The following is an 18,567-nucleotide window of genomic DNA, read 5'->3' as shown; positions in this document are numbered from 1 at the left end:
ATATTGAAATATTTTTATCATCGGTAAATTAAATAATTTCATCAAAATTTTTTAATTAATAATTGGAAGCAGCACGCTAAATTTTAATAAATAAAATTAGTAAAATGCGAAATCATGAAAATTATAATGGTATTTTCCATTTAAGCGACAACCAATTTACAGGAGTTTTTAACAATGCAGGTGCAGACAGCATCCTAAAAATATTTGGGAAAAGTTTTTGGAATCTACCTGAAACAGAGTATTTGGACATTCATGGAATGCTGGATGATGGAACAAAAGCATCTCTTATAGATTGTGTGCTTCACGCCCAAAGACGGCATCGATTTGATAGCAATTCCCAGTTTGAGACTCAGTTCTTTCCGAACTATATCGTTGTCGGAGAAGAGTTTATTAGCTCTGGGGAGCCTGTGATCAAAGCGGTTAGTTACCATTTCGACAACGTCCACAGTCTTTTGATAGGGAGCAAGACCTTTCGGTCATTAAGCCCAGATGCAGATGAAGTACGAAGAATCTTAGAGTTAGATCATAGACAGTTAGAAGATATCGCTGAGGAGAACGGCTGGCCAAAAACGCCTTTCGAACCGCAAATTGGAAAGCATCCCCAGCTGCTTTATTTTAGTGGACTATGGGAAATCATCGCGTGCCAGTCAACGACGGGGAAAATATCATTAACGAATAGAACCTCCCAAAATAGTGGAAGCCCTTCTGGGATTGGCATCAGAAACGAAGTCACTGCAAATATTGAGTTTCCTGAGCCACAGACCATTAAATCTGTACTGCACGCTCTTCGTACCTTGCACAGTTTTTTCGAACTGAGCCTTGGGCACAGCCAGCGATATCGTTGGATTGAGCTGGAATTGCAGCGCTCTACGGAGTCTGAGCAAAAGCTACCTCCGAGAGCAAGGCTGTATTGGACTTTAGGTAATGAGCGCGTTAGTGGGGATTCAACAGTGAGTCGAAATAGCATTCTTTTGGGTCCAGAGCGGACGCCTGATGAGTTTGCTAAGGTGTTGACTGGCTGGATGAATAGCGCTGAGTCTCTTGGTGATCCGAGAGAAAGGTTTTCGACTGCATTCTTTGGGAGCTACAGTATTGATCGCATAGTTGGTTCGGCAAACATGTTTGATTTGCTGCCAGAAAGTCATGTGCCCAAAACGAAGCAAGTGGATAGTTCCTTGAGTGAAGCATTGGTGAAATGTCGTGAGATATTCAAAGATCTTCCCGATAGCTTCGCAAAGCAGTCTGTTTTATCGGTTTTAGGACGGATTGGCAAGGCCAGTCTGCGTGACAAAATAAATTACAGGGCAGACAAGATTCTAGAAGTCGCCGGTGAAAGATTTCCAGAATTGTATCTACCCTGCAATCAGGCTGTTTTGTGCCGAAATCACTATGTACACGGTAGCAAGAGTACTTTTGATTACCAAGAGAATTTTACCGAGTTCGCGTTCCTTGTTGATACTTTAGAATTTATTTTCGCTGTCTCGGATTTGATTGATCTTGGATGGGACTTTAGAGGCTGGATAGGTAGATTCCGACCAACGACGCATCCATTTAGTGCTTATATTGCAAACTATTCGCATAATATTATCCGTCTACGAAATTTAGTTAAAAAGTAGTACGTTCCACTTACGAGTATGCTAATTTAGCGAGAGATTCCATCAATCTAAGGCCAGCAAATGCGGGCCTTTTTTGTTTGTACCCGCCCCACGAAAGTCGAGGGCATGGCAAACACACTCTCCCTCGGTAAAACGGTTCTGCGCTTTGGCATCCCGCTCGTGCTGGGTGGTGGTGCGTATGTCACCTATATCTCAGGCTACGAGGACGGCCCTGCCAAGCGCGATGGCAGGCCGCAATTCAAGAATGTGGTCTATGCAGATGTGCTGGCGGCGGGCTTGCCCACGGCCTGCCTGGGACTGACCAGGGGTGCCAGCCCGGTGCCGGTTGTGCTGGGCGATTACTGGTCCGATGAGCAATGCATGACCGTGGGCAGTCAGGTGCTGGCCAAGGGGCAGGCCAGGGTGCTGGACTGCATCAAGGTGCCAGTGTCCCAGCCAATATTGGATGCCTTTTCCAGCCACGGTCATAACAATGGCGAGCCATCGACCTGCGCCAGTCGTGCCATGGGCTTGCTCAACACCAGGCGCTATGAAGAGGCCTGCGATGCGTTGGCCCATGCGCCGAGCGGCACTCCTGTCTGGAGCTACACCAAGACCGGCAGGCGCAATGCCAAGGGCGAGTGGGAGTACCGCTTTGTCCAGGGCCTCTACAACCGCCGTTTAAAAGAGCGCACCGATTGCCTGCTGGGCGTGGCTTTGCTCCGCGCTAACTACGACTTCGCCACTGACACCTGGAAGGCGCAGCCATGAAGCGCTTTCTGGCATTCATCACCCCTGGAGTACTGGCGCTGGCTTTGCTGTTGTGCCTGGCGCTTACCTTGGGCATGTGGCACTTGAAGACCAAGTCTCAGGCCTTGGTCACCGAGCTGCAGCGGTTGCAGGGCAGCGTTGCCACCCAGAACCGCACTGCCAAGGCTGAGCTGGAGCGCCTGACAGCTGAGCGCAATGCTGCCCAAGCCAGGCTGGATCAGCTTTACCAACAGCAGGAAAAAACCGATGCCCAGGCAGTCCAAGAAATCGCTCGCCTTACTGGTGAGCTTGAGCAGCGCCCTGTGCGGGTGCGCATCGTCTCCCAGCCCTCTGCCAGTGGGGCAGGTGGTTGTCGCGCCACAGGTGAGCAAGCCGCCAGCACCGACCCTGGTGCAGCAGACGCAGGCCAGGCCTACTGGCTACTTCCAGCAGCAAATTCTGCGCGCCTTGCAGGAGTGATTCAGGAGATCGAAACCCTTAACGCGGCCTATGCGTCCTGCCGGTCGCTGCTGCTGCACCCATGACTCGCCACAAAAAACAGAGGAACCATGTCACTCGAAAAAGACGAACTGATGCTGCTGGGAAAGATCGACGGCAAGCTCGACGGCATTACCGCGCATCTCAATCGCCAGGACCAACGCATTCAAGAGCTGGATGAACGCGTGGATCAGCGGCTCAACTCCATCGATACCCGGCTGCGCGAAGTCGAAAAGAAGGCTGCGGTCGCGGGCGCGGTGTCAGGCGGAGCCGTGGCGGTAGGCACGGCGCTGATCGTCGAAGGTATCAAGACCTATTTTCGTGGTGGGGGCCTGGGGAACTAATGGCGCACGGCAAAGAAAAACGTACCCAGCTGCGCGGCCTGTATGTGTTTCAGCGCATGGCCATGGAAGCGGCCTGCAAGAAGCTCGGCGTGCCGCGCAGCACCGGCAATCGCTGGAAGCAGGAAGCGGCAGACAAGGGCGATGATTGGGAGACTGCCCGAGCTGCCGTGGCCATGGGCGATGAGAACTTCAAGAACCTCTCGGCCAAGCTGCTGGAGGACTATCTCATTCAGCATCAGGCCACCATGGATCTGCTGCGCGAGGCCAAAGACATGGGGCCGCGCGATCGCGCCGAGACCTTGGCCAGCATGAGCGACAGCTTCAACAAGACCATGTCGAGCTTCAAGCGCCTCAATCCCGAGCTGAACCGCCAGGCAGTGCAGCTGGACATCCTTCAACGCTTTGCCGCATTTGCCCAGCAGCGCTATCCGCAGCACTTGGCCGCTCTGGTCGAAATGCTGGAGCCATTTGGCGAAGAATTGGCCAAGGTGAAATAGCCATGGCCAAGAACAGCAAGGATTTTCTGGCGGGTTTGACAGCGTTGGCCGATGACCTGCGCAAGCAGATCGACGCGAACCTGGACGGCTGGGACACCAATCCTGCAGCCATTGCCGAGCGCCGCCGCAAGGTCTGCGACCCGGTCAATGGCTATGAGTATTGGGACCGCAACTACTTTCCGCACTATGGCCGGGCCGAGCCCAGCGAGCTGCACAAGTACCTCTACAAGCGCTTGCCTGAAATAGTGAACACTGCGGCGGGTCAGCGTGACGCCATTGCAGCCCCGCGTGGTGAAGCCAAGTCCACCAAGATCAGCATGAGCTTTGTGTCCTGGTGCCTGGTCACCGGGGCCAAGTGGTACGCCATCATCGTGATGGACGCCTTTGAGCAGGCTGCAGAAATGCTGGAGGCCATCAAGGCCGAGCTGGAAGCCAACCCGCGCATTGCCAATGATTTTCCCGAAGCCTGCGGGCAGGGCCGTGTCTGGCGGGCGGGCGTGATCGTGACGGCCAACGGTCGCAAGGTCGAGGCATTCGGCTCCAGCAAGAAGATCCGGGGGCGTCGCCACGGCGCGCACCGCCCGGATCTGGCGATTTGCGACGACATCGAGAACGATGAGAACGTCAACACCCCGGCCCAGCGCGACAAGCTGCAGTCCTTTGTGACCAAGAGCGTGCTGTCGTTGGGGCCGCCTGACGACTCCATGGACGCCATCCTGGTGGGCACTGTGCTGCACTACGACAGCGTACTGGCGCGTTTTCTCAAGAACCCGCTGTGGAACCGCAAAGTCTTTAAAGCCATCATCCAGTGGCCCGAACGCATGGATCTGTGGGAGCAGTTCGAGGGCTTTCTGCTCAATGCCGACACGCCCCAGGAGGGCGAGGCTGCCGCCATGGCCCTATATAGAGAGCACCAGGCCGAGATGGAAAAAGGCAGCAAGGTCTCCTGGCCGGCGCTGCGCCCCTTGGTCAAGCTGATGATCCGCCGCGCCCGTGAAGGGCACTCGGCCTTTGACTCCGAGCAGCAGAACGACCCGACTGCCGGGGAGGATGCACCGTTTGCTAACTCCATCCGCTTCTGGGTCAACCGCCTGGCCGAGTGGGTGTTCTACGGCGCATGCGACCCCAGCCTGGGCAGGGCTGGCAATAGCCGCGACCCCAGCGCCATTGGAGTCGGCGGCTACAACCGCGAGACCGGCATCATGGATGTGGTCGAGGCCGCCATCCGCAAACGTGTGCCCGATCGCATCATCAGCGACGTGATCGAGATGCAGCGCGAGTACTGCTGCGTTGTCTGGGGCTTCGAATCCGTGCAGTTTCAGGAATTCCTGCGCACGGAGCTGGTCAAGCGCAGCGCCCAGCAGGGTGTCCCGGTGCCGGCCCGTCCGCTCTTGCCCATCAGCGACAAGCTGCTGCGCATTGAAAGCCTGCAGCCTCACATGCACAACGGCCTGATCCGTCTGCACAGCAGTCAGACCACGCTGATTGACCAGTTCAGGCATTTTCCCAAGGCCGACCACGACGACGGTCCCGACATGGTCCAGATGCTCTACATGCTGGCCGTCACAGGTGGCATTGCTGCGGCCACGCAGGGCGGCAACAACCACCAGGTACAGACTGCCCGCGAGCGCTACGCCCGCCAGGCCTCACGAATGTTCAGGAGAAATACATGAAGCCTCAGGCATGGAGCCGGTTCATATCCTTTCTGGGTTTTGACCAGGCGGCGGTCGAACACGACACAGACCAGGCGCATCACACCCAGCCCATGCGTGAAGCCGCCAGCGCCCAGGGCAATAGTGATGAAGGGTGGCGCAAGCTCAGTGGCGGCGGTCTCGGTAGCTTGAACGACCGCGACCTGGCACCGATGGCCCAGGACCGCATGCAGAAGCTGGCTGAATACCTGTGGCAAAGCAATCTGCTGGCCAACCGCCTGACCGAGCTGCCTCTGGCCTATCTGCTGGCCGAGGGCGTCACTCTGCAGTGCCAGGACGACGAGCACCAGGCACTGCTCAATACGTTCTGGACTGACCCCATCAATAACTGGCCGCTGAAACTGCAGGGCAGGGTGCGCGCCCTGGGCCTGCTGGGTGAGCAGTGCTATATCGCCAATGTGCGCGATGGTGACGGCTTTGTGCGGCTGGGTTATCTGGACCCGCGCCAGATTGCCACCGTGGTCAACGACCCCGGCAACCCTGAGCAGCCCATTGGTGTGGTTACCAAGCGCGACAACCGAGGGCGTCAATATAAATACAGAGTAATCGTCCTGGGTGAGGACGCGGAGCTGTTCAGCGAGAACACTTGCCGCATCCGCGCTGATGAATTTACAGATGGTGAGTGTCTGCTCTACCAACTCAACAAGTTTCCCAATGGCAGCCGGGGTCGCTCCGACCTTCTGGGCCAGATGGACTGGCTGGATGCTTATGACGAGTTCCTGTTCAACGAGCTGGACCGCATCGGTTACTTGCGCTCCTTTGTTTGGGACGTGGAGCTGAAGGGTGCGGATGACGCCAAGGTCAAGGAATACGAGAAAACCTTTGTGCCGCCTGCGCCCAACAGCACGTTCGTCCATAACGACAGCGTCACGCTGGAAGCCAAGAGCCCGAGCCTGCAGGCAGCCGACACCAGCGAGAGCGCCCGCTTGCTGAGAAACCACGTGCTCGGCGGCAGCACCATGCCTGAGCACTGGTTTGGGGGCGGCGGGGATGTGAACCGCGCTGCTGCCTCTGAGATGGGTGAGCCCACCTTCAAGATGTACAGCATGCGCCAGTCCTTCCTCAAGATCATGCTGGAGGAGATTGGCCGCCATGTATTGCTGTGCCAGGCACGAACCCAAGGCGTGACACCTGACTGGTCAGAGGAGAAGTGGCAGGTGACAGCGGTCTTCCCTGAACTGCTCAACCGCGACGTCACCAAATTTGCCAGCGCCATGCAAACCCTGGCTGCGTCCGTGGTGCAGATGATCGAAGCCGGTTTGATGACCGAAGAGACCGCCCTCAAGATCGTGGCTGATGTGGCCCAGCGCTTCGGCCAGGACTTTGATGCCAAGGCCGAGCTGGCGGCCGCGCGCAAGGAATCTGCCCAGCGCAAGGCCAAGAGAGACGCTGAAGACGTGTTCACCAACCTGCCGGCGGATCTGGCTGCCGCACGGGCTGAAGCATCTGGTCAGCACCATGGCTAAGAAAGCCAGAAGCGAGCAGGAGCTGCTCCAAAAGCCAGATAAAGCGTTTGAGGCTGAGCTGGCCCGGCGATTGCGCGAGCGTGCCCAGCTGCTCCTGGTCGGAGAAACCCAGGTTCTGCTGCTGCTCAAAGAGGCTCGCGATCAGATTCTCGCCACGTTGGCAGGCTTGCCTGCCGATTGGCAGCAGCTACAGCTCTCGCGCTTATTGGGTCAGATCGAAGACGTCCTGGCCGGAGCAACCAGCCGCGCCGGTACCTTATTTGAAATGCGTATGCAGGATGCCTGGACCCTGGGGGAGGATTTCGTAGACAAGCCCCTGGCCATCATTGGCCACCGCGTGGAGCTGCAACTGGCGCAGCTCGATGTGGGCGTGCTCAAGCAAATGAAAGCCTTTGGCTCCCTGCGGCTCAAGGACGTGGGCAATGAAGCCGCCCGCAAGATTGGTCAGCAGCTGGGTCAGACCACCATTGGCGCGCAGACGCCATACCAAGCCATCCAGGCGGTGCAGAAGATTCTCGGGGCCGAGTCACCCAGGCGCGCGGCGACGATTGTTCGCACGGAAGTCAGCCGGGCATTTGCTGTGGCATCCAATGAACGCCTGCAACAGGCCGAGCCACTAGTACCAGGTCTGGGCAAGCAGTGGCGGCGCAGCGGCAAGATCCACAGCCGCTGGAATCACGACATCATCGACGGCCAGGTCGTGGAAGCCAGCAAGCCCTTCAAGGTGCCCAACCCTGGCGGTGGCATCGACAAGATGCAGTGCCCGCATGACCCAAGGGCTCCCGTGGAGCAGATCATTCATTGCGGGTGCATTTCCACCCCGTGGATGAAGAACTGGCGTGTCATGACGCCAGGGGCCAAGCCCTTCACCGAGGGTGAGCTGCTGCTCGATGGGCGCAAGGCTGCGCTGGATCAGGCAGCGAAGAGGGCGGGAATGCGAGTGGAGTGAGTAGCTATGAGCAAGGCGCTAAGCCTTTAAAGGCTGATGTGCATGTCAGCCCCTAACGGCGCAATCTAATATGAATTTAAAGTGCATTTAAAGGGGTTCTTGGCTCGATGCGGATGTAGATGCCGATGAGCTTTCCTGATCGGAGCATGTCTACCTTGAAGTCAACGTAACTTTGGCAGAATCTGAGGTACTAGAGTTCAACTTTGTGTACCAAGTACAGGAGACGAAATGGCAGAGGGAAATGCACTCATAAATTTTGGCGATCTCTCAAAGCCAGCAACAGTGCTGGTAGAGAAAGTGTGCAATGCAGTTGGAATGATCTATGAACCAACGCAGATGCGACGGAGGGCTCGCGCAGAAGCGGATGCAGAAAAAATCAAAGCACTGGCTCGTATTGAACTAACTGATCTTGAGCAGCGAGCGATGGAACGACTTGTTTATCAGGAGTCCAGAAAGCAGGAGAATATTGAGAGTATTGCTGTTGAAGCAGCATCGCAGTTGCCTGAAAATGCGGATGTTAAAAATCTAGATGAAGATTGGGTAGCTCATTTTTTTAAGCAATGCGACACTGTTTCAGATAAAGAAATGCAGTCGCTGTGGTCAAAACTTCTATCCGAGGAGGCGACTAATCCAGGGACATTTTCAAAAAGAACTGTAAATTTGATCTCGTCAATTGACAAAAGAGATGCAGAGCTTTTTACAAGATTCTGTCAGTTTGTTTGGATGCTAGGTGATGCGGAACCAATTATTTTTAATGAAAATGATGACATTATAAAGAAAAATGGAATTTCTCTTTCTGATTTAAAGCATCTTGATACGATTGGGTTGATATCTTTCGAGGCAATGGGCGGATATGCTAAATTTGGTTTTCTGAAGAGGGCGGTTGTTTATTATTTTGGCATGCCGATGGTTATTGAATTCCCCGCAGAAAATAATAATAAATTATCAACAGGAAAAGTGCTTTTTACAAATGCGGGGAAACAATTATTTGGCATCTGTGGATCGAAAAATAATGAAGAGTATCAGATCTCAGTATTAGAAAAATGGGTTGGTGAGGGACTTGTTGTTTATTCAATATTTCCACAACTTCAGTCCAATTAAATCGTCTAAGGCCAGCATCTGCGGGCCTTATTTATTTGTGCCCTTCTAGGCACAGTCACTCCATCGCAATGCCGCGCCCTGCGGCGCATCTTCGATGGAGTGGCCAATGTCCGAATCCGAGACCAAAGAAAAAATGCTGACGGCAGCCGATGCTGCCAAGCGCGTTCAGCGCATCGTCCTGGAGCCTGCAGAAGGCAAGGACAAGTTCAAAGAAAAGCGCCTCGCAGTTTCCGCCGATGAAGTGCTGTCCTTCAAGGACTACGGCACTCACATCGTCGTGGTGACTGTGGACGGTCAGAAGCTGACTGGCAAATAAGCCATGCTCAAGCTCATTCCTCACGGCACAGGCTTTGATCGCCTGACGGAGGCAGTCACTTCCGAATACGGCCAACTGATCGAGCTGGTGCGCCAGGCGGTACGCGACAAGTTGCGCCTGACGGTCAGCAGCGACTACTACGTGGACATGCGCGGCATCTGGCCTGACCGGGCCGTGGTGCAGGTTAAGGGCCGTCTTTACAGCTACTCCTATACCGTCAGCGCGGATAACACCGTGGTTCTGGCTGAAGGTGAAGAGGTGGTGGCTCAGTTCCAGCCTGTATCCGATAAGTCTGCTGCCATCTTCCCCGATATCTCCGAGGCAGATCGTGCGGCGGGCAGAGTCAAGCTTTCTGAGATCGTGCGCGAATCTCAGGAAGCTGCATCCTTCCGTGAAGCCCAGGACGGCACGATCGAGGTCACGCTGATCCGTGCAGGCCGCAGTGGCAACCGCAACTATTACCCCGACCAGGCACTGCGCGAAGCCGCTCCCATGTTTGAGGGCGTGCGTGTGTTTGCCAAGTCTGACGCCGATCACAGCGCAGGCAAGGGCAAGGATGTGCGCAATCTGATCGGCGGCATTTACAGCGTGCGCTTTGTCGAAGGCAAGACTCCCGACACCGGCAGCCTGGTCGGCACCTTTAAAGCCATCGACCCCAGCGATTCGACGGTCACCAAGATGGTCGGCTCCGTCAAACGGGGCATGCAAGGTCTGCTGGGCCTGTCGATCGATGCCGATGCCCGCACTCGCCAACGCCGCAACGGCAGCGAGACCCTGCGCGAAGCCGTGACCTTCACCAAGGTGCATTCGGTGGACCTGATTGTCGAGCCAGGCGCGGGCGGCGGCCTGGACCGTCTGACCGAAGCCGCTGCCGATCCAAGTACCTCTCCCCCTGAATCTCAAGAAGGAAGCCAAACCATGCCTTTGTGGAAGCAACGCATGCTGGAGGCCATCAAGGCCAAAGACCCGGCGAAGCATGCCGCCATCAAACTGGACACCATCACCGACGACGAGGTGGTCAATCTGCATGAAGCCGTTTGCGGCCCGCTGGTGCCTGAGCCTGGCACGCAGCGCGTGACCGAGGCCCAGGGCGATGATGCGCCGCTGACCCGTGCCGACCTGCAGGTTTTTGAACTGCGAGGCACTGCTCGCGAGCGCATCAATGCCGCCAAGCTCCCCCAGGCAGCCAAGGAGCGCCTGCTGACCCAGGTGGCCACCGCTGGCGCTGATCGCCTGACCGAAGCCGCCGTGGGTGATCTGATCAAGGCCGAGGGCGACTACATCGCCCGCATGACGGAGTCCGGCACAGTGCGTGTGCCTGCGTTCGGTAATGGCTCCATCAACGTGGAAGACCGCAGCGTGTCCATCCGCGAGATGCTGACGGCGTTTTTCGACCCGACGCACAAGGAGCACCGCAACGTGCAGTCGCTGCGCGAGTGCTATATCGAGATCACGGGCGACCGCCGTGTCACCGGCCAGATCCGTGACTGCGATCTGGGCCGCATGGCCGAGAGCCTGGGCGTCATGCGTGAGTCGGTCACCAGCAGCACCTGGAGCGATGCGCTGGGCGACAGCATCACCCGCCGCATGCAGGCGGTCTACACCGGCCTGACCAACCTGGATGCCTGGCGACGCGTGGCCACGACCGCGCCGATCAAAGACTTTCGCACCCAGGAGCGCATCCGCATCGGCGGCTATGGCAATCTGCCAGCGGTTGCCCAGGGTGCTCCTTATCAGCCGCTGGGCTCGCCTGGCGATGACAAGGCCACCTTTGCGGTGAGCAAGCGCGGCGGCACGGAGGATGTGACGCTTGAAGCGATCAAGAACGACGATGTCCAGGCGCTGCGCCGCATTCCCACCGAGCTGGCGCTGGCGGCCAAGAACACGCTCTATGAGTTTGTGTTCGACTTCTTCCGCATCAACGGCCTGATCTACGACGCCAAGGCGCTGTACCACGCCGATCACAGCAACCTGTTCACGGGCGCGCTGACGGCTTCCGAGTTTGCAGCGCATCGCTTGGCCATGCTCAAGCAGACCCGCGCAGGCAGCGCCAAGCGCCTGGCCACAGGCCCGGCAGCGATCCTGGTGCCGTTCGAGCTGCAGGAAACGGCCTATGACCTGTTCGTGCGCAACCAGAACCTGGACAAGACCTTTGTTCAGACCATCAACCCCGAGGTGATCCCCGTCAGCTATTGGACGGACGCCAACGACTGGTGCACGGTCGCTGACCCTGTGGTGCTGCCGGTGCTGGAGGTTGGCTTCCTTGACGGTCAGGAAGAGCCGGAGCTGTTTGTGCAGGACCAGCCCAACGGCGGCTCCATGTTCAGCAACGACAAGCTGACCTACAAGATCCGCCACATCTACGGCGGCACCGTCCTGGTCGACGGTGAGAAGGGCACGACCAAGGCTGTGGTCGCGTAACTCGCACGGCCCGTCAGTCCCATCCAGGCCTGCCCCCAAGCGGGGCGGGTTTGCAAAGCCGCCAGCCTGGCCCGGAGCCTTTGCAAACCCATGGTCGATTTTTTCATTCCCTCTTTAAACACTAGGAGCCGTCGTGGCGCTTGAGGATTTTCAGAAGCTGCTCAAGGACATGGTCTCGGACCAGGACGATGTGATCACCACTGAAGTGCGCGATCGCGCCCTCGACCAGGCGCGCATGCGCTACAGCGAAGACGCGCCGCGCCTGGAGCTGGAGGAGGTGGTGTGGCCTGCCAATGGCGTCTTTGGTCCGGTGCCTGCAGGCTGGTCGGATGGCGCGGTCATCCAGTCTGTGGAGTTTCCAGTGGGGCGGCGTCCTGCATCTCTCGTGTTAGCGGACGCTTACCGCACGGCTGATGGTTGGGGTCTGGAGAGCGAACACGCGCTGCCTGGCAATGCCTTGGTCCGGGTGAGCTTCCTGCTCCCCCATGTGCTGGACGCCACCGCTGACAGCATCCCCCAGCGTCACCGCCTGGCGGTGGCATCGTTTGCGGCCCATCTGCTGTGCCAGCAACTGGCTACGCGATTTGCAGGCGATCGAGAGACCACGCTCGGCTCGGACATGTCTCGCACCGAGAGCCGCTCGCGCAACTATGCGGCCCGCGCCAAGGACTACCGCGCCGCCTATTTTGCTGGCATTGGCCAGCTGGACCCGGCGCTGCAGGATGCGGTCGCTGGCTCTGCTGCATCAGCTGTCACGAGCTGGCCGCGCCGCAATCCTCGCCACCGTCTGGTGAGCAGGGGCGGGCTATGAACCTCGACATCAGTCTGGGCGATCTGAGCGCCATCGAGCGCGGCCTGCGCCAGGAGCCTGACTACACCCGCCAGGTGCTGGAGGCCACCATGCACCAGGCCACGTTGCTGGTGCAGCGCGAGTGGCAGGAGAACATGCCGCGCGTCAGTGGCATCACAGCCCGCAGCATCACCAGTGATGTGGCCAGCACGCCTGCAGGAGTGCTCGGCATTGTGGGCAGCAGCCAGCCATCGGCCTTGTTTATTGAGCTGGGCACCCAGCCCCACATGCCGCCGATCAAGGCCATCGAGCCCTGGGTCAAGGCTGTGCTGGGCATTCGTGAACCAAAAGAAGTCAAACGGGTGGCCTTCCTGGTTGCCAAAAAGATTGCCCGTGAAGGCACCGAAGCACAGCGCCCCATGGAGCGCGCGGCCCTGGCCACGCGCGGCCAGGTCATCACCATGTTCGAAGGTGCTGCCGCCCAGATCCTCAACTTCATCACAGGAGGCAAGGCATGACTGCCGCCACTTTGTCTGCTGCCCGCAGGGCGCTCTTGGCCGTTCTGGCCGCAGTGCCTTCCGTGGGCATGGTGCATTCACGGGAGCGCTTTGCCTCCAGTGAGGCGGAGTTTCGCAAGCTTTATCTGTACAGCCCGGCACAGGCCGACGATGCCTTCGGCATGGACCCGCATATCCGTGGCTGGTATGTGCGCCGCACCGCGACCACCGAGGTCAACGCCAACGGTCGCATTCTGAACGAGCACCGCTGGCTGATCCGTGGCTACATGGCTTTTAAAGATGCCGTGGAGAGTGAGCTGATCTTTGACGACCTGGTCGAACGCATCCGCGCTGCCGTGCGCGTGGACACCACGCTGGGTCTGCCCGGCATGTTGGGCGGCTCCACCCAGGAAGAGCGCGGCGTGCAGGTGGCCAGCGCTGGTCCGGTCATGTTCGCCGGGGTGCTGTGCCACAGCGCCATGCTGGAAATGAGCACCCGCAGCTGGGTGGAGTGGAGGAAGCCATGAAACCCAGCTCCCGCCGCAAGGCCGCACCGGCCCAGCCCGCCATGGTCTCTGTGACTCTGATGGCAGAGCACGAGCACCTGGGCTCTGTGCTCCAGCCAGGCGCAGCGATCTCAGTGCACCCCGACACCGCGCAATGGCTGGAGGCCATGGGCGTGGCCGCACCCGCTCCGTCCACCACTCAAACCCCACCTCAACCTGTCAACACAAAGGACTGACCTATGTCTGATGACGTCATTAAACGCATTTTTGCCCCTGCCGCATTGGTCGGCCAGATCTATGCCCGCGAGTACGGGAGCACCACTGCACCGCTGCCCATTGGCAACGTGCTGGCTGCCGAGCTGTCGCACAAGGAGGATGTGAAAAAGCAACCCAATATGACCACGCTGGGCGGCGGCACACACTCCGAGATCCGCCGCGTCACGGAGGTGGAGCTGGCGATGACGCTGGCCGATATCAACCCGATCAACCTGGCGCGCGCCACGCAGGGCACGGTCAGCGGGGTGGAGCAGGGCCAGACCAGCAATGAGACCCTGAAGGTGACGCGCGGCGGTTTGCTGCGCACCAAGCACTTGCAGCCCAGCAATGTCGTCCTGAGCAAGGGCACGACACAAGGCACAGCCACCGTGACCGATGAAGAGCATCTGGACGTCAAGAAGGGCGACCTGGTAGCGCTGGCCCATACAGGGGCCACGGACGTGACGGTGCGCATCGGCGACAGCGTGGCCACGGCCACCGCGCTCACCATGGTGGGCAACTACTCGGTCACGGCGGCAGGTATCCAGCTCGATCCCGCTGCGCCCGGTGTCACGGATGGCAAGGGCATCTGGGTCAACTACAAATACCCAACCACGGGCGATGTGGTGCCTGCGGCAGGCAACTATGAAGTGCGCCCGGCTGGCATCTTCGTGTTCCAGGACGCGACAGGGCTGGCCGAGGGTGAAGAGGTCAAGGTTGCCTATTCTCACGTAGGCTATGCCGTGATCGAGGCGCTGACCACCAAGCCCAAGGAGCTGGAGATCATCCTGGAAGGGCTGAACGAAGCCGATGACGGCAAGCTGGCCATCGTGGAAATTTGGCGTGCAAGCCAGGGCGTGGCATCATCCATCGCGCTGCTGCAGGAAAGCGGGTTCATCAATCTCAAGGTGACCGGCTCGGTCCTGATGGACTCCACCAAGGTGGGCAATGGCATCAGCAAGTATTACCGCGTGCGCAAAACATGACGCCGCACCAGACCCTTTAAAAGACTAAGGCCAGCACTCGCTGGCCTTTTTTGTTGGCGCTCAAAAACCGACAGTGATGCCTGAAAGCCGCTTTCAAGCAGCGTCACCGTCTGGGGCCAAGAAACATCTGCAGCCCGGTCCACAGGACATAGGCACCGAGCAGGCCATAGGCCACTGCCGCAAGTGCCATGCCTGCACGCACAGACACTCCTGCCCCCACCAGGAAGGCGATGCATGCAATGAAGGCGATGAGACGAGTCATCCGCCCATTGTAGGAATCCATGACAGATAAGCAAATCAGCCTGCAGATCGACACCGGGGTCACGGGACGTGAGTCCATCGTGGGCCTGGCAGACGATCTGGAGAATGTTGCCAAGGTCCTGGAGGGCGAGGTTGCGGTTGAGGCGCGCACGGCAGCAACCAGGCTGCGCGAGCTGGCCCAGCAGGACGCCGCAATCACCACTTTCACCAAGCTGGAGGCAGAGGCCAAGTCATCGGCTACCAGCTTGCGCCAGGCAGAGACCGAGGCCAGAAACTACGGTCGTCAGATCTCGGCGCTTGGCCCGCCCACAGAAAAAGAAGCGGCAGCGCTGCGGCAGCTCAATGCGGCAGCGGATAGTGCCCGCTCCACGTTTGACCAGCAGAAGCAGGCCCTGTCCCAGGCCCAAGGTGAGCTGCAACGCTTTGGCGTCGCTGGCCAGAATGCCCAGCAGGCGCAGCAGCGCTTGCGCCAGGAGGTGGAGCAAGTCCGTGAATCGGTGCTCACGTTGGTGCCCGCTCACCAAGGTGCTGCAGCTGGCGCACAGAATGCCGCCGCCAGCATGGTGCGCAGCCACCGCCAAATCGGTGATGGCGTGGAGTCCATCAGCAAGCAACTGGACCGGCTGCAGAAGTTCTATATAGGACTGCAGTCGCTGCAAGGTCTTAAGAATCTGGCCTTCGACCTGGCCGCCACTGCTGACCAGGCCAACAATCTGCAGGCCCGCATGAAGCTGGTCACCGGCGAGGGCGAGAATTTCACGCGATCGTGGGAGGGCGTGACCGAGGTGGCACTGCGCACCCACAGTGCGCTTGAAGACACCGGCGAGCTGTTTTCTCGCATTGCCCAGGCAGGGCGTGATGCCGGTTTGAGTGCCGAGAAGGCCAGCCTGCAGAGCCTGAGCCTCACGGAAACCATCAACCAGGCCGTGCAGATCGGTGGCTCCAGCGCAGAGGCCTCATCTGCCGCCATCACGCAATTGATCCAGGGTCTGCAAAGCGGCGTGTTGCGCGGCGAGGAATTCAACAGCGTCATGGAGCAGGCACCGCGCCTGGCACGTGCTTTGGCCGATGGTCTGGGCGTGACCACAGGTGAGCTGCGCAAGATGGCTGAGTCCGGCCTGCTGACCACGCAGACGGTGATTGCTGCCCTGCAGGGCCAAAGTGCAGCCGTTGCCGCAGAGTTTCAGCGCCTGCCGCCTACCGTGGGCCGGGCCATGCAGGATCTGTCCACGCAGTGGACGCTGTACGTGCAAAAGGTGGATCAGGCCAATGGTGCCAGCGCCGCAGCGGCCAAAGCCATTCAACTGCTGGCCAACAACCTGCAGAGTATTGCGGGCCTGCTGATGGATTTAGGTCAGGCTGCGGCGGCATTCACCGCATTGCGCCTGGCGCAGCACTTCCTGGGCATTGGCCAGGCGACGCAAGTGGCCGCTACTGGCATTGCCGCTGCCAATGCCCAGCTCGTGGCCACGCAGGCGGCAGCCGCAGGAGCTGCAGCCAGCACCAGCCGTTTTGCGGCGATCATGGGTGGGCTCAAGACATTCACTTTGGTTGGCATTGTTTCCAATATCAAAGATATCGGCACCTGGATAGGGGAGAGCGCGGCCAAGCTGGCGGGATACAAGGACCACACCGAAGAGCTGGAGAAGGCGGAAAAAGCCGCCGCTGCAGCGGCGCGTGAATTAGCGGCAGCGCGTGCCGCCGAGGCCCAGAAAACCCAGGACGCGGCAGACAAGCTATTTGATTTATCAAAGGCTGCGCGCAATGCCGTGGCGGAGTTTGAGCAGCTGACAAAGTCCGGCAAAGCCAGTGCCGATGCCTTAAAGAGCGTCACCGAAGGTTTTGATTTAACCAAGATTCAAGGCATCAAGGATTTTGCGGCCACCCTGGATAAGCTGGGCGAGACCGCAAAGATTACAGCCAGCGAAACCGAGGCGGCTTGGGCCAAGGCTTTATCGGGCAAGGATTTAGCGGTATTCGAAGCCAATGCGCGGGCGGCATTTTTGGGTAGCAGCCGTGAAGCGCAGCGCCTGGCGCAATTAACCGATGCAGTTCTGACCGAAGCGATTAAACGTGCTGGTCTGGAATATGACGTACTCCGGGGAAATATTTCCGCTGCATCTCGCAGTGCGATTAATGATACCCAGGCGATTATTGACCAGCTGGGCAAACTCAAGGAAGAGGGTGTCGACACCGGGCGAGTACTGAATGCGAGTTTCAGCAAGGCCATTGAAAGCGCGGACAGTGAAGCCGCATTAAAGGCCATTCGAGAACAAATCGAATCGGTGCGCAGCGCATTGGGCCAGCCGCTGGCCGATGGCTTGCTTGACCAGGCTAAAAAGAAAGCCGATGCGCTCAAGGATGCTCTGGACGCAGCCACGCCAGGCATTAATAGCGTGCGCGAGGCATTCAAGCAGTTGGGCATTACCTCGGATGAAACGCTCAAGAAGACGGCAGCCGATGCAAAAGCTGCCTATGACGTGCTGCGCGACAGCGGCACGGCCAGTGCCCGTGAAATGGGCGAAGCCTTTAAAAAATCTGCCGATGCGGCGATTGCCGCCAACAAGGGCATTGCGCCAGCCTGGGTCCAGGCTGAGGCTGCCATGCGCGGATATGAGGTTGCGGTCGACAGCGCCGGTCGGGCCACGCTCAGGCTCAAGGGCTCTGTCGACGATTCAGCAGGCTCACACAGCCGGGCAGCCAATGCCATCGACCAGCACCGCACGGCCCTGGAGCGCCTGAACGCAGAGCGCGAGCGAGAAATTGCCTCCCAAGAAAAAGCCAATGAGCTGGCCACCCGTGAGCTGCAGCTCCTGGAAGCCAAGCGCAATGCGGGAACCATTCGCGGGGCCGATGCGGTCCCAGCTTTCGAGAGCAAGGCCCAGGCCGATGCCTGGCTGGCCAAGTGGAAAGAGCAGTACGCCAGGGACAACCCGTTTTCAACGCAAAGCGGTGGCCAGCTCGGCAACTTCATGCATGACATGACCATGTTCGAGTGGAACCGCGAGGTGGATGCGATGGAGCTGCGCAACACCATGAAGGGCAACGGCAACGCGGAGAACTCCAGCAAGACGCCGCTGGAAGCCATGGTCTCGCGTCAGGTCTCCACCATCAATCTTCAGCTCAACGGCCAGCCCTATGGCCAGGTCAACACTGACCCATCGGGCGCAGCTTCGCTTCATCAGTACCTCACGGAGCTGAGCCGCCAGAAAGGGGCCTCGTCCTCATGATCACGCTTACCTACAACGGCACCACGGCCCATATCAGCGACCGCCTGGACTGGCAGGACGAGTTCAGCTGGAGCCCGGTCGACCAAGCCACCAGCTACAGCACCACGGGCGCGCTGCTGGTCGACGTGGCTTTAAAGCAAGCCGGTCGTCCCATCACCTTGATGGGCACCGAGACCGCTGCCTGGATCACGCGGGCGCTGTGCTCAACGCTGCAGGCTTGGGCCGAGCTGCCCGGCATCCAGCTCACTTTGGTTCTGCGTGGCCAGGCCCGCCAGGTCATGTTTGACCACGCCAAGGGGGGCTTTACAGGCCAGCCCGTTTGGAAGCTGCAGGACGGCGAGGAATCGCCCGAGCAACTGTATCTCCCCACTTTCCGATTCATTGAGGTTTGAC

At 58.7% G+C, this 18,567-nt stretch carries 19 protein-coding genes; 18 read left to right on the top strand and 1 reads right to left on the bottom strand.

Features of this window, described 5'->3' with window-relative positions; translation table 11 throughout:
• The first annotated feature begins 104 nt into the window (after positions 1–104).
• The 16 genes from CTR2_RS16765 to CTR2_RS16690 all read left to right on the top strand — a co-directional run bounded on the left by CTR2_RS16765 (position 105) and on the right by CTR2_RS16690 (position 14,683).
• Positions 105–1,616 carry an ApeA N-terminal domain 1-containing protein gene (locus CTR2_RS16765; protein ID WP_140401005.1) on the top strand — a complete coding sequence of 504 codons (1,512 nt, stop codon included), beginning with the start codon at positions 105–107 and terminating at the stop codon, positions 1,614–1,616.
• Between the two features lie 105 nt (positions 1,617–1,721).
• A complete protein-coding gene (locus CTR2_RS16760) occupies positions 1,722–2,366 on the top strand; it encodes a lysozyme (protein ID WP_140401006.1) in 645 nt (214 codons plus the stop codon).
• Positions 2,363–2,890: a hypothetical protein gene (locus tag CTR2_RS16755; RefSeq protein WP_087082502.1), complete on the top strand. Its 528-nt coding sequence runs from the start codon at positions 2,363–2,365 to the stop codon at positions 2,888–2,890. The genes CTR2_RS16760 and CTR2_RS16755 overlap by 4 nt, the downstream gene beginning before the upstream one ends.
• Before the next feature lie 24 nt (positions 2,891–2,914).
• The gene (locus CTR2_RS16750) at positions 2,915–3,187 is read left to right on the top strand and encodes a hypothetical protein (protein ID WP_057092523.1); all 273 of its coding nucleotides are present in this window, start codon (positions 2,915–2,917) and stop codon (positions 3,185–3,187) included.
• A complete protein-coding gene (locus CTR2_RS16745) occupies positions 3,187–3,684 on the top strand; it encodes a DUF1804 family protein (protein ID WP_057092522.1) in 498 nt (165 codons plus the stop codon). The genes CTR2_RS16750 and CTR2_RS16745 overlap by 1 nt, the downstream gene beginning before the upstream one ends.
• Positions 3,685–3,686: 2 nt before the next feature.
• On the top strand, positions 3,687–5,357 hold the full coding sequence (gene terL, locus CTR2_RS16740) for a phage terminase large subunit (RefSeq protein WP_087082504.1): 1,671 nt from the start codon (positions 3,687–3,689) through the stop codon (positions 5,355–5,357).
• Entirely contained in the window at positions 5,354–6,862 is a 1,509-nt protein-coding gene (locus CTR2_RS16735; protein ID WP_254913281.1) for a hypothetical protein, read from the top strand. The genes terL and CTR2_RS16735 overlap by 4 nt, the downstream gene beginning before the upstream one ends.
• Positions 6,855–7,811, top strand: a complete 957-nt coding sequence (locus tag CTR2_RS16730; protein ID WP_087082506.1) for a hypothetical protein — start codon at positions 6,855–6,857, stop codon at positions 7,809–7,811. Before CTR2_RS16735 ends, CTR2_RS16730 begins: the two co-directional genes overlap by 8 nt.
• A gap of 228 nt (positions 7,812–8,039) precedes the next feature.
• A complete protein-coding gene (locus CTR2_RS16725; protein ID WP_087082508.1) occupies positions 8,040–8,912 on the top strand; it encodes a DUF2806 domain-containing protein in 873 nt (290 codons plus the stop codon).
• A gap of 106 nt (positions 8,913–9,018) precedes the next feature.
• The gene (locus tag CTR2_RS16720; protein WP_254913282.1) at positions 9,019–9,228 is read left to right on the top strand and encodes a hypothetical protein; all 210 of its coding nucleotides are present in this window, start codon (positions 9,019–9,021) and stop codon (positions 9,226–9,228) included.
• Between the two features lie 3 nt (positions 9,229–9,231).
• Positions 9,232–11,649 carry a phage major capsid protein gene (locus tag CTR2_RS16715; protein ID WP_087082512.1) on the top strand — a complete coding sequence of 806 codons (2,418 nt, stop codon included), beginning with the start codon at positions 9,232–9,234 and terminating at the stop codon, positions 11,647–11,649.
• A gap of 133 nt (positions 11,650–11,782) precedes the next feature.
• A complete protein-coding gene (locus CTR2_RS16710) occupies positions 11,783–12,460 on the top strand; it encodes a hypothetical protein (protein ID WP_087082514.1) in 678 nt (225 codons plus the stop codon).
• Positions 12,457–12,957: a hypothetical protein gene (locus tag CTR2_RS16705; RefSeq protein ID WP_087082516.1), complete on the top strand. Its 501-nt coding sequence runs from the start codon at positions 12,457–12,459 to the stop codon at positions 12,955–12,957. Before CTR2_RS16710 ends, CTR2_RS16705 begins: the two co-directional genes overlap by 4 nt.
• The gene (locus tag CTR2_RS16700) at positions 12,954–13,463 is read left to right on the top strand and encodes a hypothetical protein (RefSeq protein ID WP_087082518.1); all 510 of its coding nucleotides are present in this window, start codon (positions 12,954–12,956) and stop codon (positions 13,461–13,463) included. Before CTR2_RS16705 ends, CTR2_RS16700 begins: the two co-directional genes overlap by 4 nt.
• Complete coding sequence (locus CTR2_RS16695; RefSeq protein WP_087082520.1) at positions 13,460–13,678, top strand: DUF7210 family protein; 219 nt, start codon at positions 13,460–13,462, stop codon at positions 13,676–13,678. The genes CTR2_RS16700 and CTR2_RS16695 overlap by 4 nt, the downstream gene beginning before the upstream one ends.
• Before the next feature lie 3 nt (positions 13,679–13,681).
• Complete coding sequence (locus CTR2_RS16690; RefSeq protein ID WP_087082522.1) at positions 13,682–14,683, top strand: hypothetical protein; 1,002 nt, start codon at positions 13,682–13,684, stop codon at positions 14,681–14,683.
• Between the two features lie 103 nt (positions 14,684–14,786).
• Here CTR2_RS16690 and CTR2_RS16685 read toward each other — a convergent pair whose 3' ends face one another.
• The gene (locus CTR2_RS16685) at positions 14,787–14,945 is read right to left on the bottom strand and encodes a hypothetical protein (RefSeq protein ID WP_153260317.1); all 159 of its coding nucleotides are present in this window, start codon (positions 14,943–14,945) and stop codon (positions 14,787–14,789) included.
• Between the two features lie 19 nt (positions 14,946–14,964).
• On the opposite strand from CTR2_RS16685, the gene CTR2_RS16680 reads away from it, so the two are divergent.
• Complete coding sequence (locus CTR2_RS16680) at positions 14,965–18,174, top strand: tape measure protein (protein ID WP_087082524.1); 3,210 nt, start codon at positions 14,965–14,967, stop codon at positions 18,172–18,174.
• Positions 18,171–18,566 carry a hypothetical protein gene (locus CTR2_RS16675; protein WP_087082526.1) on the top strand — a complete coding sequence of 132 codons (396 nt, stop codon included), beginning with the start codon at positions 18,171–18,173 and terminating at the stop codon, positions 18,564–18,566. Before CTR2_RS16680 ends, CTR2_RS16675 begins: the two co-directional genes overlap by 4 nt.
• Position 18,567 lies beyond the last annotated feature (1 nt).

Source organism: Comamonas thiooxydans (assembly GCF_002157685.2).
In the GTDB taxonomy this organism is placed as follows: Bacteria; Pseudomonadota; Gammaproteobacteria; order Burkholderiales; family Burkholderiaceae_C; genus Comamonas; species Comamonas testosteroni_H.
This window is presented reverse-complemented; position numbering and strand designations above follow the sequence as displayed.

What these genes read in the sequence shown, in the direction of transcription:
- CTR2_RS16735 (WP_254913281.1), top strand. Translation starts at nt 5,354, where the DNA reads ATGAAGCCTCAGGCATGGAGCCGGTTCATATCCTTTCTGGGTTTTGAC.
- CTR2_RS16745 (WP_057092522.1), top strand. Translation starts at nt 3,187, where the DNA reads ATGGCGCACGGCAAAGAAAAACGTACCCAGCTGCGCGGCCTGTATGTG.
- CTR2_RS16765 (WP_140401005.1), top strand. Translation starts at nt 105, where the DNA reads ATGCGAAATCATGAAAATTATAATGGTATTTTCCATTTAAGCGACAAC.
- terL (WP_087082504.1), top strand. Translation starts at nt 3,687, where the DNA reads ATGGCCAAGAACAGCAAGGATTTTCTGGCGGGTTTGACAGCGTTGGCC.
- CTR2_RS16750 (WP_057092523.1), top strand. Translation starts at nt 2,915, where the DNA reads ATGTCACTCGAAAAAGACGAACTGATGCTGCTGGGAAAGATCGACGGC.
- CTR2_RS16685 (WP_153260317.1), bottom strand. Translation starts at nt 14,945, where the DNA reads ATGACTCGTCTCATCGCCTTCATTGCATGCATCGCCTTCCTGGTGGGG.
- CTR2_RS16680 (WP_087082524.1), top strand. Translation starts at nt 14,965, where the DNA reads ATGACAGATAAGCAAATCAGCCTGCAGATCGACACCGGGGTCACGGGA.
- CTR2_RS16730 (WP_087082506.1), top strand. Translation starts at nt 6,855, where the DNA reads ATGGCTAAGAAAGCCAGAAGCGAGCAGGAGCTGCTCCAAAAGCCAGAT.
- CTR2_RS16690 (WP_087082522.1), top strand. Translation starts at nt 13,682, where the DNA reads ATGTCTGATGACGTCATTAAACGCATTTTTGCCCCTGCCGCATTGGTC.
- CTR2_RS16725 (WP_087082508.1), top strand. Translation starts at nt 8,040, where the DNA reads ATGGCAGAGGGAAATGCACTCATAAATTTTGGCGATCTCTCAAAGCCA.
- CTR2_RS16760 (WP_140401006.1), top strand. Translation starts at nt 1,722, where the DNA reads ATGGCAAACACACTCTCCCTCGGTAAAACGGTTCTGCGCTTTGGCATC.
- CTR2_RS16695 (WP_087082520.1), top strand. Translation starts at nt 13,460, where the DNA reads ATGAAACCCAGCTCCCGCCGCAAGGCCGCACCGGCCCAGCCCGCCATG.
- CTR2_RS16715 (WP_087082512.1), top strand. Translation starts at nt 9,232, where the DNA reads ATGCTCAAGCTCATTCCTCACGGCACAGGCTTTGATCGCCTGACGGAG.
- CTR2_RS16705 (WP_087082516.1), top strand. Translation starts at nt 12,457, where the DNA reads ATGAACCTCGACATCAGTCTGGGCGATCTGAGCGCCATCGAGCGCGGC.
- CTR2_RS16720 (WP_254913282.1), top strand. Translation starts at nt 9,019, where the DNA reads ATGTCCGAATCCGAGACCAAAGAAAAAATGCTGACGGCAGCCGATGCT.
- CTR2_RS16700 (WP_087082518.1), top strand. Translation starts at nt 12,954, where the DNA reads ATGACTGCCGCCACTTTGTCTGCTGCCCGCAGGGCGCTCTTGGCCGTT.
- CTR2_RS16675 (WP_087082526.1), top strand. Translation starts at nt 18,171, where the DNA reads ATGATCACGCTTACCTACAACGGCACCACGGCCCATATCAGCGACCGC.
- CTR2_RS16755 (WP_087082502.1), top strand. Translation starts at nt 2,363, where the DNA reads ATGAAGCGCTTTCTGGCATTCATCACCCCTGGAGTACTGGCGCTGGCT.